This is a genomic window from Ascidiimonas aurantiaca (genome assembly GCF_037646345.1).
Classification (GTDB): Bacteria; Bacteroidota; Bacteroidia; order Flavobacteriales; family Flavobacteriaceae; genus Ascidiimonas; species Ascidiimonas aurantiaca.
In genome coordinates, this window is record NZ_JBBEWR010000001.1 from 158587 (window position 1) to 184849 (window position 26263).

The 26263-nt window shown below is 38.2% G+C and carries 23 protein-coding genes; 7 read left to right on the forward strand and 16 right to left on the reverse strand.

What is annotated here, in order from left to right:
- Positions 1–5: 5 nt before the first annotated feature.
- The 8 genes from WAO84_RS00685 to WAO84_RS00720 form a co-directional block, all read right to left on the reverse strand.
- Positions 6–2411 carry a TonB-dependent receptor gene (locus tag WAO84_RS00685; RefSeq protein WP_340063090.1) on the reverse strand — a complete coding sequence of 802 codons (2406 nt, stop codon included), beginning with the start codon at positions 2409–2411 and terminating at the stop codon, positions 6–8.
- A gap of 70 nt (positions 2412–2481) precedes the next feature.
- Complete coding sequence (locus WAO84_RS00690) at positions 2482–2787, reverse strand: hypothetical protein (protein WP_340063091.1); 306 nt, start codon at positions 2785–2787, stop codon at positions 2482–2484.
- Between the two features lie 65 nt (positions 2788–2852).
- Positions 2853–3386: a DUF6787 family protein gene (locus tag WAO84_RS00695; protein WP_340063092.1), complete on the reverse strand. Its 534-nt coding sequence runs from the start codon at positions 3384–3386 to the stop codon at positions 2853–2855.
- Between the two features lie 31 nt (positions 3387–3417).
- Positions 3418–3861, reverse strand: coding sequence for a DUF6146 family protein (locus tag WAO84_RS00700; protein WP_340063093.1), 444 nt, complete (start codon positions 3859–3861; stop codon positions 3418–3420).
- A 92-nt stretch (positions 3862–3953) separates the two neighbouring features.
- Positions 3954–4586 (reverse strand): DUF937 domain-containing protein, encoded by a 633-nt coding sequence (locus tag WAO84_RS00705; protein WP_340063094.1) that lies wholly within the window; start codon positions 4584–4586, stop codon positions 3954–3956.
- Between the two features lie 81 nt (positions 4587–4667).
- The gene (locus WAO84_RS00710) at positions 4668–5630 is read right to left on the reverse strand and encodes a D-2-hydroxyacid dehydrogenase (protein ID WP_340063095.1); all 963 of its coding nucleotides are present in this window, start codon (positions 5628–5630) and stop codon (positions 4668–4670) included.
- Positions 5631–5671: 41 nt separating this feature from the next.
- Complete coding sequence (serC, locus tag WAO84_RS00715) at positions 5672–6736, reverse strand: 3-phosphoserine/phosphohydroxythreonine transaminase (RefSeq protein ID WP_340063096.1); 1065 nt, start codon at positions 6734–6736, stop codon at positions 5672–5674.
- An 82-nt stretch (positions 6737–6818) separates the two neighbouring features.
- Positions 6819–7883 (reverse strand): acyl-CoA reductase, encoded by a 1065-nt coding sequence (locus tag WAO84_RS00720; RefSeq protein ID WP_340063097.1) that lies wholly within the window; start codon positions 7881–7883, stop codon positions 6819–6821.
- Positions 7884–7945: 62 nt separating this feature from the next.
- Between WAO84_RS00720 and WAO84_RS00725 the strand changes: the two genes are divergently transcribed.
- The 4 genes from WAO84_RS00725 to WAO84_RS00740 all read left to right on the forward strand — a co-directional run bounded on the left by WAO84_RS00725 (position 7946) and on the right by WAO84_RS00740 (position 14229).
- The gene (locus WAO84_RS00725; protein WP_340063098.1) at positions 7946–8296 is read left to right on the forward strand and encodes a 4Fe-4S dicluster domain-containing protein; all 351 of its coding nucleotides are present in this window, start codon (positions 7946–7948) and stop codon (positions 8294–8296) included.
- A gap of 123 nt (positions 8297–8419) precedes the next feature.
- A complete protein-coding gene (ychF, locus tag WAO84_RS00730; RefSeq protein WP_340063099.1) occupies positions 8420–9511 on the forward strand; it encodes a redox-regulated ATPase YchF in 1092 nt (363 codons plus the stop codon).
- A 209-nt stretch (positions 9512–9720) separates the two neighbouring features.
- Positions 9721–11583, forward strand: coding sequence for a DNA topoisomerase IV subunit B (locus WAO84_RS00735; protein ID WP_340063100.1), 1863 nt, complete (start codon positions 9721–9723; stop codon positions 11581–11583).
- Positions 11584–11592: 9 nt separating this feature from the next.
- Complete coding sequence (locus WAO84_RS00740; RefSeq protein ID WP_340063101.1) at positions 11593–14229, forward strand: DNA gyrase/topoisomerase IV subunit A; 2637 nt, start codon at positions 11593–11595, stop codon at positions 14227–14229.
- Positions 14230–14271: 42 nt separating this feature from the next.
- On the opposite strand, the gene WAO84_RS00745 is transcribed toward WAO84_RS00740, so the two are convergent.
- From WAO84_RS00745 to WAO84_RS00780, 8 genes are all read right to left on the reverse strand, one after another.
- On the reverse strand, positions 14272–15123 hold the full coding sequence (locus WAO84_RS00745; protein ID WP_340063102.1) for a class I SAM-dependent methyltransferase: 852 nt from the start codon (positions 15121–15123) through the stop codon (positions 14272–14274).
- 65 nt (positions 15124–15188) lie between these two features.
- Entirely contained in the window at positions 15189–16730 is a 1542-nt protein-coding gene (locus WAO84_RS00750; protein ID WP_340063103.1) for a bifunctional GNAT family N-acetyltransferase/carbon-nitrogen hydrolase family protein, read from the reverse strand.
- Between the two features lie 167 nt (positions 16731–16897).
- Positions 16898–17479, reverse strand: a complete 582-nt coding sequence (locus WAO84_RS00755; RefSeq protein ID WP_340063104.1) for a hypothetical protein — start codon at positions 17477–17479, stop codon at positions 16898–16900.
- 287 nt (positions 17480–17766) lie between these two features.
- Entirely contained in the window at positions 17767–18732 is a 966-nt protein-coding gene (locus WAO84_RS00760; protein WP_340063105.1) for a class I SAM-dependent methyltransferase, read from the reverse strand.
- 121 nt (positions 18733–18853) lie between these two features.
- Positions 18854–19654: a hypothetical protein gene (locus tag WAO84_RS00765; protein WP_340063106.1), complete on the reverse strand. Its 801-nt coding sequence runs from the start codon at positions 19652–19654 to the stop codon at positions 18854–18856.
- A 241-nt stretch (positions 19655–19895) separates the two neighbouring features.
- A complete protein-coding gene (locus WAO84_RS00770; RefSeq protein WP_340063107.1) occupies positions 19896–20702 on the reverse strand; it encodes a TerC family protein in 807 nt (268 codons plus the stop codon).
- 1 nt (position 20703) lies between these two features.
- The gene (locus WAO84_RS00775) at positions 20704–21081 is read right to left on the reverse strand and encodes a hypothetical protein (RefSeq protein ID WP_340063108.1); all 378 of its coding nucleotides are present in this window, start codon (positions 21079–21081) and stop codon (positions 20704–20706) included.
- 30 nt (positions 21082–21111) lie between these two features.
- Positions 21112–21558, reverse strand: a complete 447-nt coding sequence (locus WAO84_RS00780; protein ID WP_340063109.1) for a helix-turn-helix domain-containing protein — start codon at positions 21556–21558, stop codon at positions 21112–21114.
- Positions 21559–21806: 248 nt separating this feature from the next.
- Between WAO84_RS00780 and WAO84_RS00785 the strand changes: the two genes are divergently transcribed.
- The 3 genes from WAO84_RS00785 (at position 21807) to WAO84_RS00795 (ending at position 26232) form a co-directional block, all read left to right on the forward strand.
- Positions 21807–22991, forward strand: coding sequence for a M14 family metallopeptidase (locus WAO84_RS00785; RefSeq protein WP_340063110.1), 1185 nt, complete (start codon positions 21807–21809; stop codon positions 22989–22991).
- 89 nt (positions 22992–23080) lie between these two features.
- On the forward strand, positions 23081–23560 hold the full coding sequence (locus WAO84_RS00790) for an Lrp/AsnC family transcriptional regulator (RefSeq protein WP_340063111.1): 480 nt from the start codon (positions 23081–23083) through the stop codon (positions 23558–23560).
- A gap of 83 nt (positions 23561–23643) precedes the next feature.
- Positions 23644–26232 carry a phosphoenolpyruvate carboxylase gene (locus tag WAO84_RS00795; RefSeq protein ID WP_340063112.1) on the forward strand — a complete coding sequence of 863 codons (2589 nt, stop codon included), beginning with the start codon at positions 23644–23646 and terminating at the stop codon, positions 26230–26232.
- The last annotated feature ends 31 nt before the right edge of the window (positions 26233–26263 follow it).

Below are 26263 nucleotides of genomic sequence, written 5' to 3' on the forward strand. Positions count from 1 at the left end.
TAGGATTAATAATTAAATTTAAGTTGAATAATAAAGTTTCTCCCCAGTTCATCTGCGAAAAAGCGGAGACGGTTGAGATAATTTCTATAATTTTCGTTCATTATATTATTAACAATAAGGCCCAATTCCATTTCATTGTTCCCAAAAAGCGGGAAGGTCATATCAACCGTTGCACCCAGAACATGAGCTGCGGGTGGTGCTGTATTGATCTCCAGCAATAGCTCTTCATTTTGCACTGGGGAAAAAACAGTAATATCATCCGGGGTTTCATTTTGCCTGAACATATAGTTGCTCTCAAGACCAACACGCAGGTTGTGCCATTTTTCCAAAGAGAAATACACTCTGTTATTAACAGTAGGAGCAGGCATATTGATTAAAGGAATATTCATAGATACGTCATTCCCTTTTACCAGTGAGAACCGGTGCTCTGTACGCCAGTTTTTGTGCCAGTTCACAAAAGTACTGGCATCAACGCCTAACAATCGGGCATTGGTTTGCCTGAATTCCCATACCGGGAAAGCACCTCTTAAGGTGAATGTTACATCGGTGGGTTCTAAAAGAACGAAATCTGAAATAAAATTAGCATAAGGAGCAATTTCCCAGCCCCATTTGGTATTTTCCTTAGAAATGGCCACTGCCAGCTTATGCGAAGTTTCCTGCTGTATTCTTAGGTCACCTAACTCTATTCGTGCAGCCGAATGGTGAAGACCATCACTAAAAAGTTCTGCAGGGTTAGGCGCTCTTTGTGAAAGGGCATAATTAAATCGCCACTCGGTTTTGTTTTGTGATGTGTATTGTAATCCTGTAGTAAAAGACAGATTATGATAATCAAACACCGGATTCGTAAGTAACTGAGAAACGTCATTACGCTCTTCAATTACAATATCGCCAAAGTCTTCCTGATAGCCGCGTTCTTCCCATCGGGAGCTTAGATAAAACTTTTTGGCGTCTATGCGGTTAAAGTCATAACGCACACCGGCATCTACGATAAAATTATCTGAAAAGTTATAGTTACCGGTTACAAAGATACCCGCATCAAATCGGTCATAATCCGGGATCAGTCTGCGCACTTCGGTAGCCGGATCAGGAAAGTTATTCTGATATCGCAACATGATCCCGGTATTAATTTTATAGTTCCTATTGGCATCCCACGTAAAGTCGGAGCTCAGTGTGTGTGTAGTAAGTTCCAGGTCTATGGCAGGTTTGTTTCGATCGTCACCAATTCTTATATCAAACTCAAGCCTTTGATTTACCTGAAAATCGTATTGGGTGGTCCATTTTCCAAGACCTTCAAATCTTTTAAAATATCGCAATCTCGCTAAATGATGGGTCACATCCTGACGGGGAACATCAATTTTATATGTAAAATCATCTACTACAAGAGGCTGCGGACTATTTATAGCACGAATTAGATCGTCCACATTCCCTATGTGTGAAGCACGTAGTACTCCTATTTCTGCAGTGTAAAATGAATAATACAGATCCCAGCCATATGTGAATTTATTGATACCAGCATTTAAAGAGAAGCCTTTTTCTGAAACACCGGTATTGGAAAGTACGTAGTCCGGTGCTTCAAAGTCACCAAATCGTTTAATACTTCCCTGGCCTTTTACATACCATCCGCTGCTAAAAGCTTTGGTGAGATCAGTGGTGAATGTACTTCCACGGCCATTAGAAGCTAAAGAAGTAATGGTTTTTCCGTATAAAGTATCTTTTACAGGGGTTTTTCCAGTTTCTGCAATAATTACGCCTCCAATGGCATCACCCCCATATTGCAAAGCGGCCGCACCCTTAACTACTGTTAACGAACCTATGGCATTCACATCCATATTGGGAGCGTGTTCATCTCCCCATTCCATATCCTGCATGCGTACGCCATTGTTTATAATAAGCACCCTGCTGCCGTTAAGTCCTTGAATAACAGGCTTTACAATAGCTGCTCCTGTGTTAAGCGAAGATACACCGGTTATTTCCTTTAGAGCATCTCCAAGAGTGGCAGTACTGTACCGTTCCAGAATTTCCTGAGATAGGGTAGTTTCCTGAGAAGATGAGGTTTTATCTTTCACGGCCTTGCCAGTTACTTTTACCTCATCCAGTTCTTCCAGATGATGTTCCAGTGTAAGTTTTTGTTTTGTATTTCCGGAAATATTAACCGTCATAATTAGAGTTCTGCATTCGGGATGCGATATTTCAATTTCGTAATATTGATCGCAAAGTCCTGTGATCCTGAATTTTCCTTTTTGATCTGTTTTTACTTTTTTATTAGTATTTAAGATCCAGATCGTAGCTTCTGCGAGAGGAGTACCATCGTGAAAATCAATTACCTCTCCTTCAAGAGTACTTACACATGTTTGCGAACGTAGTTGTATAACACCTGTCATTATTAAAAAGACAGCGAGTAAATGCTTCATACTAAAAATTTGCTGATAAAAATGATTACCTGTCCGGAAACCATTTCAAGATATTAAGAAGTATTCTTAATTAGGTAAAAGAAGGTGGTGCTTTATTGAGAAAGCTAAAAGAAATATTTGAAACACAAAAAGGTGTTTGGTAGAAAATTTGTTTTTGAACTGCTACATTCAGATTGAATGGTACTTTAATTACCGGTATTTCTGAACCTAATGCAGGGGTAAGTGAATTTTGAACAGCATACTCGCAGTCGAAACAATGTTCAAGAGAAGTATGGTCATCAATCATATGAGAGAAACCATGAGAAGCCGCAACCTGGATTGAGAGAAACAATCCGAGGAAGAAAATACTTACTATATGTTTAAAACGCTTCTTCATTTTGCTAACAAACGTATCAATTAAAATGTAACGATACTGTTAATAAAAGCCTAAAGTTAATGATTTTATTTGAAAAGAAAAGCAAATCCTATTCGAGATAACATCTTTTTTTCAAAATCCCAGAAAAACCGAAACTGACCGAAAAAAAATGCAAATACAATAAGTAATATCTGATAAACCGGGAAAATCACCAAAAGCCTTATAATCCAGTACATCAGAGACCAATACCATTCGCTGTCAAAAATAGAACGTTCAAACCCAAACGCATGTAATATAGGTCCGGAAATTCTTGCTGAAGCGGAACCGGTAACGGCAAAAACCAGAAATACAGCTATGAATTCCCAACGATACTGAACAGCCCATCTTTTCTTGAGCTTTGCAAAACACCAGAGGGAAATTTTTACAATACTATAAAATACTAAAAGGGTGGTGCCGCTAAGCAGGAAGTACTCTAAAAGGGTATTGTCTATGTGTGAAAACAGAGAGATTACTTTTTTTGCAATGAGGAACCCGGTTGCGAGGGAAGAAAGTATTCCTAAAACCGGAAACAATAATTGCCAGTTTTGCGTGATTTCCCATTGTTCTTTAAACCTTTTCATGCCATTTATAAATGGGTGCAAAGATAAATATTTAAATTCTGGGAACAAATACGGTTAACCGTTGGTTATACTTTCTCTGGAAGTAAATAAAATAATAATATAGCTGGTAATTCACTTCATAGCCATAATCAATAGAAGGGTTATAATCAATAGGTAATAAATAAAGATTAGGATCAAAAACCTGGGGTTGCATGACTCTGTTGTTCCACTCAAGTACTAAAAGACGATTACGGGCCTCTAAAAACTTTTGTGAATAATGCCCGCGCGGAAAAGCGATACTATTTAACCAAAAATAGAATCCGGGTTCTATAATAACTATTTCATATTCAAGGCTATCATTGGTAATGCGTATGGTATCGTTTTGCTTCTGATTAAAAGCATCCCGTTCTTTATCACTAATGGTACTTGAAGTTTTGCCGGTAGCGCAGCCTGCAACCATTGCTATTAAAACTATTGCCCAGAAAATACTCCTCATAGTTTTAAAGATACAAAAAATCCGGGGTTTTACAGAGGGGTCTTACTGCTTTTATTCCCGCATTTGTATAATTTTGACAAAGGCTTACCGGGTTATTTGCCCAGTAAATTACCTAAAAGGCCACCAAGCCCTCCTTTTTGCTTTCTGTTTCCCAGAACCATTCCGGCTACGTCGTCTAAAACGCTTCCGTCACCGTCTGCATCAATCAACGATTCTATAAGGCTTTGATTTTGTTTGGGCTGTCCTCCCAGCATACTTCCGAGTAATGTGTTAAGCCCCTGAGAGTCATTAACCTGGCTTTGTCGTGTTTGTTTGCCAAGAAACCCCATAATAATAGGTGCGGCTACTTTTAATATTTGCGCAATGGTACCTGCGTCAATACCCGTTTTCTTACTTAAGGTATTTTCAACATTGGTTTGTTTGCTACCCAGCAGGTGTCCCAGAATGCCTTCTCCGTCTTTTATAACACCATCATCTACACCTCCCTGAAAAAATCCGCTAAGATTATCCAGTACACTCCCGTCATGTTTAGAATTGAGCGCACTCATGAGTCCCTGCGCACCTTCGGGGGTTTGAATATTTTTTTTCATGGCACCGGTAAGTAAGGGGAGTGCCATATCGAGTACCTGGGTAGTATTGCTTTTCGATACGCCTGCCTGCCGGCTTATTCCGTTAATGAGTTCTTTTCCCTGACTGCTGTTTAGAAGTTCGAGTAATCCTGACATGGTATTAGGTTTTAGTTTTTTATACCTGTCAAGATACAAAAAAGCCCTTTAAAACATACTAAAGGGCTTTTGAAGGTTTTTTTAAACAGATGCTGTTTTAAGTAAGCTAATAATCTGATCTGCCAGTTCTGTACCAATACGGTTTTGTGCCTCACCGGTGGCAGCACCTATGTGAGGAGTAAGCGATATTTTAGGGTTCATGAGTACTTTGATCGCCGGTGTTGGCTCGTTTTCAAAAGTATCAAGGCCTGCAAAACCCAACTTTCCGCTATCTAAAGCTTCTACAAGGGCTTCTTCATCAATGACACCACCTCTCGCAGCATTTATAATACCGGCTCCGTCTTTCATGATCTCTATTTCTTTTTTGCCAATTAGATATTCTTTTTGTGCGGGAACATGCAGAGTGATGAAGTCGGAATGACGAAGTATCTGGTCCACAGGTTCAGTTTCAATATCTATTTTTATGGTCTGACCGTTGTAGAATTCAAGCTCTATTTCTGCTTTCCCGATGGTAGTATCAGAAGCGATCACTTTCATACCAATACCCAGGGCAATTTTAGCAACTTCGCGACCAATCCTTCCAAATCCTATGATCCCAAGGGTTTTTCCTCTGAGTTCGGTACCGCCGGCATACATTTTCTTTAACTGGCCAAACTTACTTTCCCCTTCAAGAGGCATGTTTCTGTTAGCGTCATGAAGAAAACGTACACAGCCATATAAATGTGCAAATACAAGTTCAGCTACAGATGCGGAAGATGCTGCAGGGGTATTAATTACATGAATACCTTTGCTCTTTGCATAATCTACATCAATATTGTCCATACCTACTCCCCCTCTTCCAATAACTTTAAGAGAAGGGCAGGCATCTATAGTATCTTTACGCACTTTTGTAGCAGATCTTACCAGTAAGACATCTATTTCATGCTCATTCATGTAGTTTATAAGCTGCTCCTGAGCTACTTTGGTAGTTATTACTTCAAAACCTTCTTTTTCCAGGGCTTCAATCCCGGATTTTGAGATCCCGTCATTTGCTAATACTTTCATGTTGTCTTAATTTTCTTTTAAGGGGGTGTTCCCCGGTAGGTTTACGCTTTTCTTTCAAATTCTTTCATTACTTCTACAAGTACTTTAACACTTTCCAGCGGGAGAGCGTTATACATGGAAGCCCTATAGCCCCCTACACTGCGATGACCATTGAGCCCGTTTATACGTGCCTCTTTCCACATGGCATTAAATCTTTCGGCATGACTTTCATCTGTCAGGTTAAAAGTAGCATTCATATGGCTTCGGTCTTCTACAGCTGCAAAACCTTTAAAAAATGGGTTTCTGTCAATTTCGTTATACAGCAGAGATGCTTTTTCATTATTTATTTTTTCTATAGCCTTAATTCCGCCCAGGTCCCTGAGCCATTCTAAGGTAAGCATGCATACGTACACTGAAAAAACCGCGGGGGTATTAAACATACTGTCTTTTTTTATGTGCGTACGGTAATCCAGCATAGTAGGAATAGGCCTGCTTACTTTTCCTAAAATATCTTCTTTAACTACTACCAGTGTTGTTCCTGCCGGCCCCATGTTTTTCTGGGCCCCTGCATAAATAAGGTCAAACTTCGAAAAATCAAGTTCCCTTGAAAAAATATCAGAACTCATATCGCATACCAGAGTTGCCGGTGTGTTGGGGAAAGACTTCATCTGGGTACCAAATATGGTATTGTTGGAAGTACAATGAAAATAATCTGAGTCTTCAGGAATACTGTAATCTTTAGGAATATAATTATAATTCTTATCTTTAGATGATGCTGTTACGATTACTTCTCCAAACAGTTTAGCTTCTTTAATAGCATTGGAAGCCCATGTTCCGGTGTCCAGATACGAAGCTTTTTTTTCCAGTAGATTATAAGCTACCATTACAAACTCCAGGCTCGCGCCACCCTGTAAAAATAAGGCCTGATACCCTTTGCCTTCTAGCCCCATGAGCTCGAGGGCCAGGTTTCGGGCATTATCCATTACTTCTACAAAATTTTTATCCCGGTGGGAGATCTCTAATAGTGAGAGGTCCATTCCGTTAAAATTAAGAACAGCCTGTGATGCTTTCTCAAAAACGTTTTCCGGTAAAATACAGGGGCCTGCACTGAAATTGTGTTTTTTCATCAGTATTGTATTTGGTAGTTTTAAAGTTGCAAAGTTGCTAATTTCTAAGGGAATTATTGTTATGAAAACTATAATAATTTGATCAGATTTTTAACAAAAAATCAACAGTGTCCACACCATCTGCATATTCGTGTAAAGCCGGTCTTTGTGTTTTTCCAAACAAAACTTCATTTTCTATGAACCCTTCAGAGACAATACATTGTAATTTATGTGCATCATCGGTGAGTTTCTTTTGAAGGATATTTTCCGAAGGATAGTACTCGTAAAAAACGGTTCCTATGGGAGACGCATAAGCCATATTTTCCCGTAAGATCAGAAAGCCGTTATCTTTTATCTCAAAAAGGCTCATGAGGTAAACTGCTTTGTTGTAGTCATAGTTGTTCGCATATTTTTGAATATCAAGAATATCTTTAAAGGAGTACATGGCATTAAAAAACGGATCAAAATCGTATCCTTCAGGAATGAAAATTTTAGATACACTGCGGCACCCCAACCCAAAATACCTGAAAATATCCTCTCCCAGCCCTTGTAATTGTTCTGGTGTCTCCTTACCGGTTAGAACCGCCACAGAGTTGCGGTTCTTTCGTATAATATTAGGCTTTTTCCCAAAATAATATTCAAAATACCGGGAAGTATTATTGCTTCCCGTAGCTATTACGGCATCAAAACCGGAAAGTGTATCTTCGGTAAATAGAACTTTATCCTTAAAGAGAGGCGAAATATTTTCCAGATAGGCAGCTATAAAGGGCAGCAGGTGCCTGTCTGATGAAGATTGTTTCACTATAGCTTTATGACCTGTGATCAATACAGACAACAAATCATGAAAACCAACCAGCGGAATATTCCCTGCAGTGATTATGGCAATGGTTTTCCCTGCTCCAGAAGGAATTTTATAAGCGCCTAACCATTGTTCCAGTTTTTCGCGAGTTAGCAATGCACCCCAGTTGCTTAGCGCATGCAATACATTTTCACGGGTGAACCACCCATTATGTGCCTCTGCTATCTGTATAGTTTGCATAAGTTTTTCTTCAAACGGCTCATACTTTAAGGTACTTTTAAGTGGAGTATCTGAATATTTATTTGAAAACTGGCGAAAAAACTCTCCCAACCTAACAAAAATGGCGATGCGTTGCTCTAAATTACCCATTAGATTTGTTTATGAATAAGTTGCGCTTTATTTTTGTACAAAAGTAAAAAGAAAAATGAGCTATGGCAATCATTATAACAGACGAGTGTATTAATTGCGGGGCCTGCGAGCCAGAGTGCCCGAATACTGCCATATATGAAGGGGCAGACGACTGGAGGTACAGCGATGGAACCTCATTAAAAGGCGATGTGGTATTGCCTAATGGAAAATCAGTAAATGCTGATGAGGCACAGACACCCATATCAGATGAGTATTATTATATAGCTCCGGATAAATGTACCGAGTGCCAGGGATTCCATGATGAACCGCAATGTGCTGCGGTTTGTCCGGTAGATTGTTGCGTTCCCGATGACAGTCATGTCGAAACCGAAGAAGAACTTCTTGGCAAACAACAGTTCATGCATCCCGAATAGGGAAGGAAAAGTATAAAAAAGCCGGATCGTTTTCCGGCTTTTTTTATGTCTATTTTTTGAGGGGTGTTTAAAAGGTTTTTATAAGGCAAATCATTACATTTGCACCTCAAAAAAACAAACCGCATGAAAGCCGGAATCGTAGGTCTCCCCAATGTTGGAAAATCAACACTTTTTAACTGCCTGTCTAATGCAAAAGCACAAAGTGCCAATTTTCCCTTTTGTACCATTGAGCCCAATCTGGGTGTAGTAAATGTACCCGATAAGCGACTGGAAAAGCTGGAAGAACTGGTAAATCCTGAAAAAGTGGTTCCCGCCACTGTAGAGATCGTAGATATTGCGGGCCTGGTAAAGGGAGCCAGTAAGGGTGAAGGTCTGGGTAATCAGTTCTTGGGGAATATTAGAGAGTGTAACGCTATTATTCATGTATTGCGTTGCTTTGACAATGATAATATAGTGCATGTTGATGGCAGTATAAACCCTTTACGGGATAAGGAAACCATTGATATAGAATTGCAGCTTAAGGACCTTGAAACCATTGAAAAACGATTAGAAAAAGTAAACAGAGCAGCTAAAACCGGTGATAAAGATGCTTTAAAAGAGCAGGCTGTTTTACAAAAGTTTAAAAAAGCATTAGAAAGTGGTACCTCAGCAAGAGCAGTACCTACAGATGAAGAAGAAGCTGAGACTATCAGGGCTTTTCAATTGCTCACAGCTAAACCTATTCTTTATGTCTGTAATGTGGACGAAGCAGCTGCCAAAGAAGGGAATGCTTATGTGGAGCAGGTAAAAGAGGCTATAAAAAATGAAAATGCAGAGGTAATTGTTTTGGCAGTGGCTACTGAAGCAGATATTGCCGAATTAGAAAGTTATGAAGAACGACAGCTTTTTCTGGAAGATATGGGTCTTAAAGAGCCGGGAGTTTCACGCCTTATTCGGGCAGCTTACCGCCTTTTAAATTTACAAACCTATTTTACCGCTGGCGAAAAAGAAGTTCGTGCCTGGACGGTTAAGATAGGTGCTACTGCTCCTCAGGCGGCAGGGGTGATCCATACCGATTTTGAAAAAGGATTTATCAGAGCAGAAGTTATTTCGTATGCCGATTATGTTTCGCTCGGTAGCGAAGCAAAGGTAAAAGAAGCTGGTAAAATGCGGGTTGAAGGGAAAGAATACATTGTAAAAGACGGGGATGTGATGCATTTTCGTTTTAATGTATAATTTCCTACAGACTTAATGAATACATAATCAACCCCTTAATCATATAGTGTAAGCGGGAAACCGTATTTTTCCGTTTTACAGGGAGTGTCTGGTACTCAGGTTCTCAACAACTCAGCTATTTTTATTGTTAATTACTTTACCATAGCTTCATTTTATTTTTTGCTTACAGTTATTATATTAGCACGATACCCGCAAAAATTAAGAAATTCATGGTACAAACTACTCAATACACGGAAGACAATATCCGTTCACTTGACTGGAAGGAGCACATACGTATGCGTCCCGGTATGTATATCGGGAAGCTGGGAGATGGTTCTTCGGCAGATGATGGGATCTATATCCTGCTTAAGGAGGTAATAGATAATTGTATTGATGAGTTTGTGATGGGGGCGGGAAAAACCATAGAGATCTCCATAAAAGAGAATGCTGTGACCGTACGCGACTATGGGCGGGGCATACCTCTGGGGAAAGTAGTGGATGTGGTTTCAAAAATGAATACCGGAGGGAAGTATGACAGTAGGGCCTTTAAAAAATCAGTAGGCCTTAATGGTGTGGGAACCAAAGCGGTAAATGCACTATCTAACTTTTTTAAGGTAGAATCTTTTAGGGATAATCAGGCTAAAACTGCCGAGTTTGAAAAAGGGAACCTTACCAGTGAAGAACCACAGACCCCATCCTCCAAGAGAAGAGGTACCAAAGTAACTTTTGTTCCGGATGACGGTATTTTTAAGAACTACAAATATCGTAATGAGTATGTGGAAAAAATGCTCCGTAATTACGTATATCTTAACCCGGGACTTACCATTGTATTTAACGGAGAGCGTTTTTACTCCGAAAACGGGCTAAAAGACCTTCTTCAGGACACTACCAATGTAGATGATATGCTATATCCTATTATCCATTTAAAAGGAGATGATATAGAAATAGCACTTACGCATAGTAGAACCCAATACAGTGAAGAGTACCATTCATTTGTAAATGGGCAAAACACTACTCAGGGAGGAACCCATCTGGCCGCCTTTAGAGAGGCTATAGTAAAAACCATTCGTGATTTTTACAACAAAAGCTTTGACGCGTCTGATGTGCGGAAATCTATTATAGCGGCAGTATCTATTAAGGTAATGGAGCCTGTATTTGAAAGTCAGACCAAAACCAAACTGGGTTCTACCGATATGGGAGGTGACCTTCCCACTGTGCGAACCTATGTAAATGATTTTGTAGGCACTCAGCTTGATAACTTCCTGCATAAAAATCAGGAAACCGCAGAGGCACTCCTTAAAAAGATTATGCAGGCCGAAAGAGAACGAAAAGAACTTTCGGGAATTAAGAAACTGGCTCGTGAAAGAGCTAAAAAAGCAAGTTTACACAACAAAAAATTACGGGATTGTCGTGTTCACCTGTCCAATCTTAAAGATGATCGCCGATTAAACAGTACTCTCTTTATTACCGAGGGAGATTCGGCCTCCGGATCTATTACGAAATCCAGGGATGTAAATACCCAGGCTGTTTTTAGCCTAAGAGGAAAACCCCTTAATTCGTATGGAATGTCCAAAAAGATCGTTTATGAAAATGAGGAGTTTAATCTCCTTCAGGCAGCACTTAATATTGAAGATTCTCTGGAAGACCTTCGCTATAATAACATAGTACTGGCCACTGATGCTGATGTTGACGGGATGCACATACGTTTACTGCTTATCACTTTCTTTCTTCAGTTTTTCCCCGAGCTCATAAAAGAAGGGCACCTGTATATTTTACAAACCCCGTTATTCAGGGTACGTAATAAAAAAGAAACTATTTATTGTTACAGTGAAGAAGAGCGTAAGGCAGCTATTGAAAAACTAAAAGGAAAGCCGGAGATCACCCGTTTTAAGGGATTAGGGGAGATATCTCCCGATGAGTTTAAACATTTTATCGGAGAGGATATCAGGCTGGATCCCGTTATGATGGATCGGGCCATGTCTGTAGAAAACCTGCTTAGGTTCTATATGGGTAAAAACACCCCCGACAGACAGGAATTCATCATTAACAACCTAAAAGTAGAAATGGATATCGTAGAAGAAAACAATATCTAATCAGTATAAATGGACGAGACCCCAGAATTGTACAACGAACAGGAAGAGTCTTCCGGAGATAGTCTTAAACGCGTTTCCGGGATGTATCAGGACTGGTTCCTGGATTATGCCTCTTATGTAATTTTAGAAAGAGCAGTTCCTGCTATTGAAGACGGATTTAAACCGGTACAGCGTAGGATCATGCATGCCTTAAAAGAGCTGGACGATGGCCGGTATAACAAGGTGGCCAATGTTGTAGGACACACCATGCAATACCACCCTCATGGCGATGCCAGTATAGGTGATGCGATGGTGCAAATAGGCCAGAAAGATCTGCTAATCGATACACAGGGAAACTGGGGAAATATCCTTACCGGCGATGGGGCTGCCGCCTCTAGGTATATTGAGGCCCGGCTCTCCAAATTTGCTTTGGATGTAGTGTACAGTCCAAAAATAACTGAGTGGCAGTTGAGCTATGACGGACGTAAAAAAGAACCGATAAACCTTCCCGTAAAATTCCCTTTACTTCTGGCACAGGGTGCCGAAGGAATTGCCGTGGGACTCTCAACCAAAATCCTGCCACATAACTTTCTAGAGCTCATAGAAGCCTCCATAAAACACCTGAAAGGGAAAAAATTCACACTCTTCCCCGATTTTCCCACCGGAGGGGTTGTTGACATAACCAATTATAACGATGGAGAACGCGGCGGCAAAATACGCGTACGGGCAAAGATCTCACAACTGGACAAAAATACACTGGTAATTACAGAGATCCCTTATGCAACCAACACTTCCAGCCTTATTGACTCCATCCTGAAGGCCAATGAAAAAGGAAAGATCAAGATCAAAAAAATAGAAGACAATACAGCCGCCGATGTGGAAATACTGGTACACCTGCCTTCCGGTATTTCCCCAGATAAGACCATTGATGCTCTCTATGCCTTTACTGCCTGTGAAACTTCCATATCACCCTTAACCTGTGTTATTGAGAACAATAAACCCCTTTTTCTAGGGGTTTCTGAGATGCTAAGGCGATCTACCGATCATACAGTAAACCTTTTAAAAAGCGAGTTAGAGATCCAACTCGACGAACTGGAAGAACAGTGGCACTTTGCCTCCCTGGAACGTATATTCATTGAGAACAGGATCTATCGCGATATAGAGGAAGAAGAGACCTGGGAAGGAGTAATACGTGCAATAGACCAAGGGTTGCAACCCTATATCAAACATCTGAAAAGAGCCGTAACCGAAGAAGATATCGTAAAACTTACCGAAATAAGGATCAAGCGAATATCTAAGTTTGATATTGACAAGGCCCTTCAAAAAATTGAAGCGCTGGAAGAAGAGATAGAGAAAGTAAAACACCATCTCGCAAATCTTATTGATTTTGCCATAGCGTATTTTACAAATCTCAGAAAAGTGCATGGTACAGGGAAAGAGCGTAAGACCGAAATACGTGTGTTTGATGAAATTGAAGCGACCAAGGTAGTTATCAGAAATACCAAACTATATGTGAACCGGGCAGAAGGCTTTATTGGTACCTCTTTAAAAAGAGACGAATACGTAACTGATTGTAGTGATATAGACGATATTATTGTTTTTACCAAACAAGGAAAAATGATGGTTACCCGGGTAGTAGATAAAACCTTTGTGGGGAAAGACATCATTCATGTAGCGGTATTCAGGAAAAATGACAAGCGTACCATTTATAACATGATCTATAAAGATGGTAAGGGAGGCGCCAGCTATATTAAGCGTTTTTACGTAAGCGGTGTTACCCGTGATCGTGAATATGATCTTACTCAGGAAAAGAAAAATTCTGATGTTTTGTATTTCTCAGCCAATGCAAACGGGGAAGCAGAAATCATAACCGTGCATTTAAGGCAGGCCGGAAGTATAAAAAAAATAAAATGGGATGTGGACTTTGCCGATGTTCTTATAAAAGGGCGAAACTCAAAAGGTAATATCGTATCTAAATATGCCGTAAAACGCATAGAACTTAAAGAAAAAGGAGTATCTACCCTAAAACCCCGTAAAATATGGTTTGATGAAACGGTAAGAAGGCTAAATGTTGATGAACGTGGAAACCTGCTGGGAGCATTTAGTGGAGATGACCGGTTACTGATCGTTACTGCGAAAGGGGTTGTAAAAACTATTATCCCGGAGCTTACTTCCCATTTTGGAGAAGATATGATAGTATTGGAAAAGTGGCACCCAAATAAACCACTTTCAGCTATTTATTTTGACGGCGAAAAAGAGCGTTATTATGTAAAACGTTTTCGTATTGAGAATGAAAGCAAAGAAGAGTGTATTATTTCAGAGCATCCCAAATCCCGACTGGAGCTTGTAACCACTGACTGGCGCCCGGTAGTAGAAGTTGTTTTTGCCAAGCAAAGAGGAAAGCCGTTGAAAGAACCCATGACCATAAATCTGGAAGATTTTATTTCTGTAAAAGGTATTAAAGCACTCGGCAACCAGCTTACTACAGAAAAGGTACGCCACATCAATATACTCGATCCGCTGCCGTATGAAGAACCCAAAAAGCTACCTACAGAGCAAATTGAAGTAGTTGATGAAGAACGGGTAACCGAAGAGACTTCCGAAAATGATAATTCACCTCACAAAGATAAAGACGGGGAGGGGCAAATAAGTATGTCACTGGATTAAGCGATATACTTTTGAAAGTGGGTAAGAGATAAGATAAAGAAATTAACTCTTTTTGGGCCTTTTGTACTCTATTAAATGACTTCTGGTAAGGGATAAATTCACTGATCTTGGAAGTTTTTTTTCCAATTTGAAAGCAAAACGCCTAAACTTTCTACCGTATTTTTTTGGCAGGATCCTGTGAAACCTTTCAATAGAACCAATCGGAACAATTCTGGTCTCTTCAAAGTATTGTTGCCCTATTTTTAAGTAATGACCAGAAGAGTTGTTCCTTTCCGGATGAGGATCGTTTAACTTCCATTGTTTGAATTTTTTCCTTTGAAGTTTTGAAGGCCTTCCCGGCACAGGGATTAGCCATCGTATTTCATCTAAAAATTTATTATTGACCGCTGGTTCAAAATACCGTACTATTCCGTTGGGTTTTAGCAGTGAAACAATTTTTCGCGTAAAGTCAATTTCCTGATCATGAGTAAGGTGGTGTACAAACGCTTTACCCAATACAATATCAAAATAATTCTCTGGAATAGGTACCTTTAAAAAATCTCCGTGAAGAAAAGTGATCTTACTGGGAAATTCGTAATTTTCATTGAGTTCATCAATAATATTTCCGGATTTTTGTGATATATCATTCGCATAGACCTCTGCTCCTAAAGCTGCCATTATTGCCGCATTGGTACAGTTTCCGCAACCTAACTCCAATACTCTTTTTCCTTTTAAGTGCTCCTGAAAATTTCCATAATACAAACCCACCCAACTCGTGTCTGTTCGCGTAGCATCGTGCATAAAATTCTCGAGGTCTGTGAGCATTTTTAGAATGTGCCTAACGCTGGCTCCGGCATACTTTTTATCATAATGATCTTTATTCTTTAACGTATTTTTTTCAGAAGAATTTATCATATAATGATGGTTAAGCATGCTACAACAAGATTTTCACAGAGGCATGTTAAATGTATGTCTCACTATTAATTCTTAGCAGCAGATACTTTTTTTAATTCAAAAATATCCTTACGCCGGTCCTTTAAATTTCTAACGCTTCCAAACTCGTGTAGTTCTCTTAGCAGGTCAATATCTACATCTGCGATCAAGATCATTTCAGTATTTGGAGTAGCTTCTGCTTTAATGCCATTAGTGGGAAATGAAAAATCGCAGGGTGTAAAAACCATAGATTGGGCAAATTGAATATCCATATTATGAACATTAGGCAAATTGCCAACACTTCCGGCAATAGCTACATAACACTCATTTTCTATGGCTCTTGCCTGTGCACAATTCCTGACCCTTGAATAACCATTTTGAGTATCGGTTAGGAAAGGCACAAAAAGTATATCCATACCTTCATCGGCTAGAAGTCTGCTTAACTCTGGGAACTCAGAGTCGTAGCATATAAGAACCCCTATTTTTCCACAGTCGGTATCAAAAACTTTTAATTGTTTTCCTCCCTGCATTCCCCATACTTTTGCTTCGTCTGGAGTTACATGTATTTTTTCATATCTTTCTACCGTGCCGTCTCGTTTGCATAAATACCCTACATTATACAGAATACCGTTTTTTATTTCCGGCATACTGCCTGCTACAATATTAATGTTATACGAAATGGAGAAATTTGAGAATTTTTGAACAATTTCACCGGTATGTTTTGCCAGTTCCCGTATGGCATCAGCCTCATTTAAATGGTTGTTTTGTGCCATTAAAGGAGCATTAAAAAACTCGGGGAATAAAGCAAAATCTGATCGGTACCCGGAAACGGCATCAATAAAATATTCTGCCTGCTGCAATAAAGAATCAATATTTTTGTATGGCCTCATCTGCCATTGTATGAGACCCAGTCTTACTACCTTTTTTTTGATTGCAGCTTTCTTTACGGGCTTTTCGTAGTAAATATTATCCCACTCCATTAATACGGCAAAATCCTGAGAGGCCTTGTCACCTTCCAAATAGTTTTTTAATATTCGGGTAGGATGGAAGTCATTAGATATCTGAAAATTAAGTACGGGATCATGGATCTCTTTGGCCCTTACTTTTGCAATATACTCTTTTGGACTTAATTTTTCAGAATATTTGTAATAGTTAGGAATTCTGCCTCCGAAAGCCATGCCTCTAAGGTTCATTTTTTCACACAATTCTTTTCTGTAATCATAAAGCCTCCTACCAAGCCTAAGCCCTCTGTATTCAGGTTTTATAAAAATGTCTATCCCATATAAGATATCCCCCTTGGGGTCATGTGAATCAAAGGTGTAATCGGCTGTAATTTCTCTGTAGGTGTGATTGTAATCATATTTACCATAATCAACAATAATAGACAGGGCACACCCTGCTATTTTGTCATTTATTTTAATAACTACCTGACCGTCAGGAAATTTTTTCAGCAAAGCTTTTATATGGTGTTCTCTCCAATACGAATTAGGCATGGATGTATAAGCAGACACCATAACATCTTTTATTTCCAGATAATCTTCAAACTGAAGATAACTTAATTCTATTTTATCAATATCGCTGATTTTCATTTTTTAGTCATTAAAAATGGGCGTCCCGTTCAGAATAGTTCTAAAAAAGACATATACTGTCTTTCAAACAAACTTGAAACGAAGTATTTTCTTCAAAACAAGATCACCACTTTTCTTTATAATAGAATGGGTTAGTTTACTGTAAAATTTTAAATAGTAAAAATAATTTATTTCTTTATGTGAGTTTTATATATATCTACATATTCGTTAAATTCGGAAGCTAATTCTTCTCCGTCACTTTCTTTAATGGTATATTCAGGCTCCTCACCCGAGTGTTTCTCTTTAATCAATAAACCGTTGTAAAAGTAATACAGTTTGTCTAGCTGATCTTTTGGTTTTCCTCTTTCTGCATCGCCGTGATCCTCAATAACCACTAAAACTAAATTTCCTTTATCAACATAAAACTCTTCGGTCCTGGAAGTTATCTGCTCATAAGGGTACGTTTTAATTCTAACTACTTCTCCATCTATTACATAATAGTGCATTTTTTGCCATTTCTGCTTGATTTTTTCTCGTAAACTATCGGTATATATCACAACAGGTTCTCCAATGGTACTTTCTATGGTCGCTCGCTTCTTATCAATGCTGGCAACCAGAGAATCTGTGTTAAGCGCTGTTTTATCCCCGTCCTCCTCAGGTGTTACTATTTTTTGTACGGTATCGGGCTCTTTTGCTTCCTTTTTAGCAGTGTTGCAACTATATAACAATATGCCTATGGCTAATACGGCAGCTAATTTAATTCTTTTCATGGTTATTTTTATTTTAATATTTGTTGATAAATGAACCGTTTAAGAACGGTACGGTTTGGCCTAAAAATACTGATTTATACGGATATTTGATAAGTATTTACTATAAATAACAGATGATATAAAAATCACCTGGCCATACCTTACTTATAAGAAAAGAAAGTTATTTGTATGTGTTTGATTTACTTTTTTTAAGGGACAGGTTTTCTTGGTAAGGCTATCTTTTAAAAGTAGCATATACTTTTTGTTTTCCTTGTGTATAGCGGCGAGGTTCACGCTTTGAAAGGCGATTATTTTTTGATCCAGATACCGGATAAGAACCGGCCGTTTTTATGATTTTCGGAGATATACTTTTCTTCTTTTTCCCGATAGGCGTCTGACAGTTCACTTTTTAAGAAGCCGTAAAAGCCATAAGAGCGTATGTTAATTAAATTAAAACCAGTAAGTTGGAATTTTAGAAATGATAATGAGATACCTTTGGTTACTTCATTGGTTTCTACATGAAGGTCGGTAACACTCCATAGATCGTCTGCAGACATTCTTTTTTTAATTATGTTCTCACGTAATAGCTGATTGTTTATTTTATCAATATAATCATATCTGCCCAACCATCTCTTTAATGTTCTTTTGAGTTTTTTTGGGACTAAATTTGAAGATCTAAACTTTTTCTTTTTTGAATTGAGATGTTTACGGTATTCATTCTTGTTCTCTAAATAAATGATGTCCTGCAGAAAGTCAAAATTAGGGTCCTGGAGATGAATTAAAATACCATCAGCGTTTAATTTTTGTTCTACTTCTTTTAGAAAAACGGCCAGCTCAGGGATATGATGCAATACAGAACAAATAATAATGATATCAAATTTCTCATCTACCGAGTGCAGATGACCATTTACCAGAGTGTAGGGTACATTCCACCCGGATGCCTTTTTTTCGGCTTGTTTTAGCATTTGAGGAGAGGTATCTAACAGGGTTGCCAATGCTACTGCAGGCCCAATTTTAGAGTCCAGAATAAGTTTTGTACTTAGCCCGGTACCACACCCTATATCCAGCAGTTTTAAACCTTTTTCTGGGATATGGGGTAGATCATTTACCAGCAAATCTACTTGTTCCTGAAGGCTTTGCCACATGTTTTGATGCAAATGGTCATATTGTTCAGATTCAAAATTGTGAAATACGATGTTTACTTTTTCATGAAATTCTTCAGGCGAAAGGGTACTTCCTGTTTTTTGTATAAGAGGGGCTAAATGGGTTAACATGGTATTGAGCTATTTAATAGGATGATTGGGTTGCGAGATTTTTTAAAGCGAAACATTGAGGTAAAAAATATCAAAGGCTAGTTTAAAAATACCGGTTACAGGTCATTTAAAGATAAAGCTTTTATTTCCCTGCTTCAAGCAACTTTTTTACCAAAGTTTTTAACTCTTTGATCTCATGGGCCTGTTGATCAATTTCTTTTTGCTGTTGAATGGTGTATAGGGTAAGTTCTTCAGTTTTTTTAAGAAGATCCATATCCATTTTAGCCTGGAGTATGCCGTTTTCCTCAAATTCTTTGGCAGAAGGCATTTCAGGCAGATGGTTATTCTCTTCAATAAACTTTTCAAGTGCTTCTACGCTTCTAAGTTTATAATCTTTTTTAAAAACGTAATCGGGGGCAGGAACGTTCAGATCAATTTTTACTTCTTCTGCATGAATCTTTCCTTTTACGGTTAGTTTCATATCCGGATTAGTGGTGCCAATTCCTAAATATCCGTTTGCAGTTAATCGCATTTTCTCACTGGAACCTGTTCCAAAAACAATTTTCCCCAGTGAATTACTGGCAATTATATTTAGTCCGTTAGTATCGGCGCCCATGAGCCATGTTGAATTGGCCATCGTAAAATTCCCGAAATTAGGAACATGATTTTCATTATGATGTGCAAAATAGCCATATTTACCCCCTGTAGTTTGTTGCCCTATTAGTAATACTGCTCTTGCATTAGGAGCTGTACTTTGGTTTAAAATAAGAGCTGAAGTACTGCCATCGACATTTTTATTGATCTCAAGATGCCCGCCGGGAATGGTGGTGCCAATTCCCACATTATCGGTAGTCGTAAGGTTGGTTCCGTTATCGGTCCATTGTGCCAGTAAGGGGTAACTGGTTAAACACAAAAAAAGGCATACATAAAAGGTATTTTTCATAATAATTGGGTTACTTTTCACTAAAGAAAATTAAAGTTATTATTTGTTTTTTTTACCGACTTTAAGATAGCACATTTTGAAAAAACACCCGATAAAACTTATCGGAATAAGGTTTCTGTTCTTTTAATTACAAAATGGCCTTATAAGGTGAAATGTGTATGGATAATTTGAAAAGAATACGGCTTATATAATATGATCTCACAGGTTTTTAACAGGCTAAAATCTCTGAATAAGACTTTTATTATTTAACCTTTTCTTTCATTTTGACAGCTTTTTTAAAACGCATGTTCAGGAATTCTACCAGTAACGAAAATGCAATTGCGAAGTACAGATATCCCTTAGGAATAGCACCTATTTCCTGATCGAATACTTTAGCATGTGACAGGTGTGCCGACTCTGCAATAAGCATAAACCCAATGAGAATAAGAAAAGAAAGACCCAAAAGTTGCACTGAAGGATGCTTGTTGATAAATACCCGAACGGGGTTGGCAAATAACATCATAACAATGATAGATATGACCACTGCAGTTATCATAAGTACAAGAGCGTCATCCGGGTTTGGAGAGATCCCGTTGGTCATCCCTACGGCGGTTAGAATAGAGTCGATAGAAAAAATAAAATCGATAATAATTATTTGAACAATGGCTCTGGAGAGTGAGTCAATTTTTTTACTTTTTATTTCTTCTTCATCATGGCGCGGTATCTCAACCTTTTCATGGATCTCGGATGTACTTTTGTAAATAAGAAACAACCCTCCCAAAAGTAAGATAAGACCCTGCCAGCTTACCCCAATAGTGAGCCAGGAAGTTTCAATATGGTAAAAAGGTTCCTTTAAACTTACCAGGAACGATATCCCAAACAACAAAAGAATACGCTGTAGCATAGCCAGCAGTAAACCTATATTTGTGGCTTTTCGCTGTTGCGAAGGCGGGAGTTTATTGGCAGCGATAGAAATAAAAACAATGTTGTCAATGCCTAATACAATTTCCAGAAAAGTAAGAGTTAGTAATGCTACCCAGGCATCGGGGCTGGTAAAAATCTCTAACATTTTATTTCACGATTTTTGCGGTACCTCTTTGCTTGTTTTTGAGATCACCTACAATATTATATTCAAATGTATAAGAATCTTTTGTGGTAAACAATATTTCTACATGTACTGCTTTTTGATCAGATAGGGTAACCGGGTTACGTTTTCGTAAAATAAATTCGCAGTCATTGATCCATCGTACGGAAGAAGTATCAACAGTATCTTCCAGCCAGCTTATTTCTATAGAATCACTTCGATAAAAAATATCGGTACGTTCTTTTCCTTCCAGGGTATAGGTAAATGAAAATTTTCCTGTTTTAAAATCTTCACAGTTTCGTTCGGGTTGATAACAGGAAGCCATAAAAACAAAAGGTAAGAAATAGAGTACTTTTTTGAACATTTTGATTTTTTTCAAAAATACGGAATAAAATCAGTTTTGGTAATTACGGAAAGTACCATCTTTATAAAAAACGATCACACGTTCAATTTCTGAACTGTGTTCTTTATGAATGTTTTCTTCAGTTGTTTTTTTAAGCACAGACTTTTCAGGAGTAATAGAAGCAGAAGGCTCGGGAGATCTAATTTGTGTAAAAAGATCTGAGCCTGCAGATGTAAGGTCGGGAGGTGCAGGGGGCGCTATTTTTTTTTCGACAGTAGGAAATGTGCCTTTACCCATTAACAGCCAATAGAGATCTACTTCCGGAAAAGCCTCTATAATTTTCATGATGAAATCTAAACTTGGCTTGTTCCTTCCCGAAATAATATGAGAAATGGAAGAACGTTGCACACCTACTTTATCGGCAAAAGCGGATGCCGATAGTTCATAATACCCGATGATTTTTTCGAGTCTTTTTGGAAATTTCGTGTCGTTTACCATTGTAAACAAATACTGTTATGTAACATGTTTACAAATGTATAAAAAAAGTTGTAAACAAGTAACAACAGGATGTATAAGATCAGAATAGAGTTAAATTAATAGTTTATTTAATGTCATTTAAAACATTGATAATAAATATTTTAGAAATTATTTTAAATTGCGAACAAAATAAGTGTGAATACAGAGACAAAACAAGTATTATTAAAAAGCAAAAATGTTTACATAAATAAACTAAACTTCGAAAAAAGATGTTTACAAATGTAAATAATAGAGTTGTTACATTTGTAAACAAAGAAAAAGCGATCATGTTTACTCCATTGTTTAAAATATACAAAGAGCAAAGTCTGGCAGGGCGTTACGTTTCACCTGTACATATAGAACAAGTGGTTACCCGGTTAAAAAAAGTGGTTCCTTTTTTTCATGTGGGAACTTCACTTAAGGGGTATCCTATTTTAAAATTTGTTATAGGTTCCGGTTCGAAAAAGATATTGATATGGTCTCAAATGCATGGTAATGAATCAACCACTACAAAAGCTGTTTTTGATACTATAAATTATATACTGTCAGATACGCCGCAGGCATTACAAATACGCCGCGAGTGTGAGTTACATATTCTCCCTATGCTTAATCCGGATGGGGCTATGGCTTACACCCGGGTAAACAGTGCCGGGATTGATCTTAATCGGGACGCTCAGGCCCTTACACAACCCGAAAGCAGGGTTTTGTTAGACATATATGCCCGTGAAAAACCTGATTATTGTTTTAATATGCACGATCAACGAACTATTTTTGGTGTGGGCTCTACCAATAAGCCGGCTACGGTTTCGTTTCTTACACCTGCTGCCGATGCATCTACGGCCATCACCCCGGAACGAAAAATATCTATGGAGCTTATTGTTATGATGAATAAAGAACTTCAGAAATCTATACCCGGGCAGGTGGGCCGTTATGATGATACCTTTAATATAAACTGTATGGGAGATACTTTTCAAAATGCAGGAACTCCTACGGTTTTGTTTGAAGCAGGACATTATCCTGATGACTACCAACGTGAAAAAACCCGTGAACTTCTCTTTCTCGCACTCATAAAAGCTTTCTCAGGCATTGCATCTAATGAAATTACAGGGAGATCTTACAAGGCGTATTTTGATATTCCTGAAAACCGAAAATCTTTTTTTGACGTACTTATTAAAAGAGTTCCCGTAATGGTTGAAAATGAAGTAAATTATCTTGATATGGGTATTTTATACAAGGAAAACCTAAAAGATAATGCTGTAGAGTGGGTGCCTTATCTTGATAAAACAGGCGATTTGTCTTCTTTTTTCGGGCATGTTGAGTTTGATGCGGAAACCGAAAGTCTCTTTCCCTTGAAAAAGAGTAAAATAGATGAAACAGAACTGATAGGGTTATTGAAAAAATTACAGAAATCTTAATGGTTTATTAACAAAATATGTGTTTATTAACAGCATATTATTCGATTTTTTTTGTTTTTTTTGCATAATCTTTAAAAGATTCGTTAGACATGGCAAAATTTAAACTAGACGATGTAGATCATCAAATTCTCGACATGCTTATTGATAATACCCGTACACCTTTCACGGATATTGCAAAAAAATTACTCATTTCTGCAGGTACGGTACATGTTCGAGTAAAAAAAATGGAAGATGCAGGTATCATTAAGGGTTCTTCTTTAACTTTAGACTATGTGAAGTTGGGATATTCCTTTATTGCATATGTAGGGATCTTTCTGGAAAAAACACACCAGACCAAATTTGTGTTGGAACGGTTAAACGAGATTCCGTATATTACAGTTGCGCATATCACTACAGGAAAATTTAATATTTTCTGTAAAATACGTGCCCGGGACACCAAACATGCAAAAGACATCATTTTTAGAATAGATGATATAGACGGTGTTTCACGTACGGAAACTATGATATCTCTGGAGGAAAGTATTAACGATAAGAAACGTTTAATGCATTCTATTTTTAATGAGATGTAGCGAGGGAATAAATAATTAAAAAATATTGAGACCCTTTCATCGATAATCGTGAAAGGGTTTTTTTACCACTTACAAGTAGCACCATGCTTAGAAAACCAAGAATTGATCGTTTTAACGAAAGTGTACTCTCCAGGTTTCAGATATACAACAGCATCTTTATGACCCTTCCTTTTGATACGATAAGTAATACAGGGGTGTTGTTGCCACTTTTTAGTGAACTTTGTGAGAAAGGATATAACAATAAAAAGAATCCTTCTGAGATTGTGAACTTATTTTTTGAAAAATATCTTGAGAACCCTTCAGAAAGTGAAAAACAAGAGCTTTTGTTCCGTTTTATACAGTATATAGAACGGGAGGTTGTATTATTTGATGCGATAGAAGACGCTTCTTTTTCGGTAGTGAACCACATGGATGGGCATGGTACACTAAGGAGTATTAAAGAAAAGGCAGAAGCTGAGAATAAAAAGCATGAGCTGCAGGAGTATCTTACTTCTTTTAAAGTGCGTACAGTGTTAACCGCACACCCTACCCAGTTTTACCCGGGACCTGTTCTGGGGATCATAACCGACCTTTCGGAGGCTATAAAAGCCAATGACCTTATCTTAATTAAAAAGCTTCTTGCGCAATTGGGCAAGACCCCTTTTTTCAAAAAAGAAAAGCCAACACCTTATGATGAAGCGGTAAGCTTGATCTGGTATCTTGAAAATGTTTTTTATCATGCCGGCAGCAAAATCTTCACCTATATTCAAAACAATATTTTTGAAAATACAGAACTGAATAATGAAATAGTGAGTCTGGGTTTCTGGCCGGGAGGTGACCGCGACGGTAATCCGTTCGTTACTACAGAAACTACATTGAAAGTAGCGCAAAGGCTTCGAATTACTATTTTGAAGAATTACTATCGGGACGTAAGAAAGCTTAAACGAAGAATTACTTTTAAGGTAGTTGATAAGCTATTGGCCGATCTTGAAATAAAGTTGTATCAGAGTGCTTTTGGAAAAAAGGCCTCTATGGTGATCACCAAAAAAGAATTTCTGGAAAGCCTGCTAAAAATTCGTGCCATTATTGTGTCTGAACATCAGTCGCTGTTTGTAGAAGAGCTGGATGAACTTATAAACAAAGTAAAACTGTTTGGCTTTCATTTTGCCAGTTTGGATATACGGCAAGATTCCAGAGTACATGATTACGTATTTAAAGCTATTGTAGATGAGACCCAAAAGGCAGACCTAGATGTTTTTCCTCCTGATTATCATGAAATGGATGCTGAAAAAAAAATAGAGGTTTTAAGTAAAGTAAACGGAGACCTTGACTTTACCATCTTTACAGACGAGGTTGTTCTTAATACACTGGAGTCTATTACTGCAATGAAATCTGTACAAAAAAGCAACGGTGAGTTAGGGTGTAACCGATATATTATAAGTAACAATCAGAGTGTTTTAAATGTAATGGAAGTATTTGCCATGATGCGATTATGTGATTGGAAGCACCCTACGGCAGATATAGTTCCTTTATTTGAAACGGTAGATGATTTGCGGGTAGCTCATAAAGTGATGGAAGCACTTTATACTAATGTGGCGTATGCAGCTCACCTGAAGCGCAGAGGTAATCAACAAACGGTAATGTTAGGTTTTTCAGATGGCACAAAAGACGGGGGGTACCTCATGGCTAACTGGAGTATTTTTAAAGCAAAAGAAGCGTTAACCGAAATATCGAGAACACACGGAATAAAAGTAATATTTTTTGATGGTAGAGGAGGGCCTCCTGCACGGGGAGGAGGAAAAACACATCAGTTTTACGCATCTTTGGGTGATACTATTGAGGCCCGTGAAATTCAGCTCACTATACAGGGGCAAACCATTAGCTCTAATTTTGGAACACTGCAAAGTTGCCAGTACAATCTGGAGCAATTACTAAGTTCCGGTATTATAAATGAAGTTTTTAAACCAGAAACGAGTCATTCGCTTTCCGATGATGACCGTGCTACCATGCAAAAACTGGCAGATATTAGTTATGATGCATATACCCGATTTAAGGAACATCCAAAATTTATTCCTTATCTGGAGCATATGAGTACTCTAAAGTATTATGCCAAAACGAACATTGGGAGCCGGCCTTCCAAAAGAGGAAAATCAGATAAACTGGTGTTTTCTGATTTGCGGGCTATACCTTTTGTAGGAAGCTGGAGCCAGCTTAAACAAAATGTTCCAGGGTTTTACGGGGTAGGATATGCCATAGCATCTCTTATTGATCAGGGGGATTTTGAAAAGATACGTGCCTTATATAAAAACTCTGCTTTTTTCAGAACACTGCTGGAAAATAGTATGATGAGCCTTTGCAAATCGTTTTTCCAACTCACAGCATATATGCGGGAGGATAAAGAATTTGGGGATTTCTGGACCTTGATCTATGAGGAGTACTTGCGTAGCACCGAAATGATCCTTAAAGTTACGGGATACAAAGAACTCATGGAAGATTCCAAAACCATGCGCGCCTCTATCGAGGTACGTGAAAAAATTGTTTTACCGTTACTTACTATTCAACAATATGCGCTACGCAAAATACAGGAAATCAATTCATCAGAGCCTATTGATAAGAAACAGATAGAAATCTATGAAAAAATGGTAACCCGATCACTCTTTGGTAATATTAACGCCAGTAGAAACTCTGCATAATATACTGTAGTAAAAAAGAACCCGGAAAGGG

What these genes read in the sequence shown, in the direction of transcription:
- WAO84_RS00685 (WP_340063090.1), bottom strand. Translation starts at nt 2,411, where the DNA reads ATGAAGCATTTACTCGCTGTCTTTTTAATAATGACAGGTGTTATACAA.
- WAO84_RS00690 (WP_340063091.1), bottom strand. Translation starts at nt 2,787, where the DNA reads ATGAAGAAGCGTTTTAAACATATAGTAAGTATTTTCTTCCTCGGATTG.
- WAO84_RS00695 (WP_340063092.1), bottom strand. Translation starts at nt 3,386, where the DNA reads ATGAAAAGGTTTAAAGAACAATGGGAAATCACGCAAAACTGGCAATTA.
- WAO84_RS00700 (WP_340063093.1), bottom strand. Translation starts at nt 3,861, where the DNA reads ATGAGGAGTATTTTCTGGGCAATAGTTTTAATAGCAATGGTTGCAGGC.
- WAO84_RS00705 (WP_340063094.1), bottom strand. Translation starts at nt 4,586, where the DNA reads ATGTCAGGATTACTCGAACTTCTAAACAGCAGTCAGGGAAAAGAACTC.
- WAO84_RS00710 (WP_340063095.1), bottom strand. Translation starts at nt 5,630, where the DNA reads ATGAAAGTATTAGCAAATGACGGGATCTCAAAATCCGGGATTGAAGCC.
- serC (WP_340063096.1), bottom strand. Translation starts at nt 6,736, where the DNA reads ATGAAAAAACACAATTTCAGTGCAGGCCCCTGTATTTTACCGGAAAAC.
- WAO84_RS00720 (WP_340063097.1), bottom strand. Translation starts at nt 7,883, where the DNA reads ATGGGTAATTTAGAGCAACGCATCGCCATTTTTGTTAGGTTGGGAGAG.
- WAO84_RS00725 (WP_340063098.1), top strand. Translation starts at nt 7,946, where the DNA reads ATGGCAATCATTATAACAGACGAGTGTATTAATTGCGGGGCCTGCGAG.
- ychF (WP_340063099.1), top strand. Translation starts at nt 8,420, where the DNA reads ATGAAAGCCGGAATCGTAGGTCTCCCCAATGTTGGAAAATCAACACTT.
- WAO84_RS00735 (WP_340063100.1), top strand. Translation starts at nt 9,721, where the DNA reads ATGGTACAAACTACTCAATACACGGAAGACAATATCCGTTCACTTGAC.
- WAO84_RS00740 (WP_340063101.1), top strand. Translation starts at nt 11,593, where the DNA reads ATGGACGAGACCCCAGAATTGTACAACGAACAGGAAGAGTCTTCCGGA.
- WAO84_RS00745 (WP_340063102.1), bottom strand. Translation starts at nt 15,123, where the DNA reads ATGATAAATTCTTCTGAAAAAAATACGTTAAAGAATAAAGATCATTAT.
- WAO84_RS00750 (WP_340063103.1), bottom strand. Translation starts at nt 16,730, where the DNA reads ATGAAAATCAGCGATATTGATAAAATAGAATTAAGTTATCTTCAGTTT.
- WAO84_RS00755 (WP_340063104.1), bottom strand. Translation starts at nt 17,479, where the DNA reads ATGAAAAGAATTAAATTAGCTGCCGTATTAGCCATAGGCATATTGTTA.
- WAO84_RS00760 (WP_340063105.1), bottom strand. Translation starts at nt 18,732, where the DNA reads ATGTTAACCCATTTAGCCCCTCTTATACAAAAAACAGGAAGTACCCTT.
- WAO84_RS00765 (WP_340063106.1), bottom strand. Translation starts at nt 19,654, where the DNA reads ATGAAAAATACCTTTTATGTATGCCTTTTTTTGTGTTTAACCAGTTAC.
- WAO84_RS00770 (WP_340063107.1), bottom strand. Translation starts at nt 20,702, where the DNA reads ATGTTAGAGATTTTTACCAGCCCCGATGCCTGGGTAGCATTACTAACT.
- WAO84_RS00775 (WP_340063108.1), bottom strand. Translation starts at nt 21,081, where the DNA reads ATGTTCAAAAAAGTACTCTATTTCTTACCTTTTGTTTTTATGGCTTCC.
- WAO84_RS00780 (WP_340063109.1), bottom strand. Translation starts at nt 21,558, where the DNA reads ATGGTAAACGACACGAAATTTCCAAAAAGACTCGAAAAAATCATCGGG.
- WAO84_RS00785 (WP_340063110.1), top strand. Translation starts at nt 21,807, where the DNA reads ATGTTTACAAATGTAAATAATAGAGTTGTTACATTTGTAAACAAAGAA.
- WAO84_RS00790 (WP_340063111.1), top strand. Translation starts at nt 23,081, where the DNA reads ATGGCAAAATTTAAACTAGACGATGTAGATCATCAAATTCTCGACATG.
- WAO84_RS00795 (WP_340063112.1), top strand. Translation starts at nt 23,644, where the DNA reads ATGCTTAGAAAACCAAGAATTGATCGTTTTAACGAAAGTGTACTCTCC.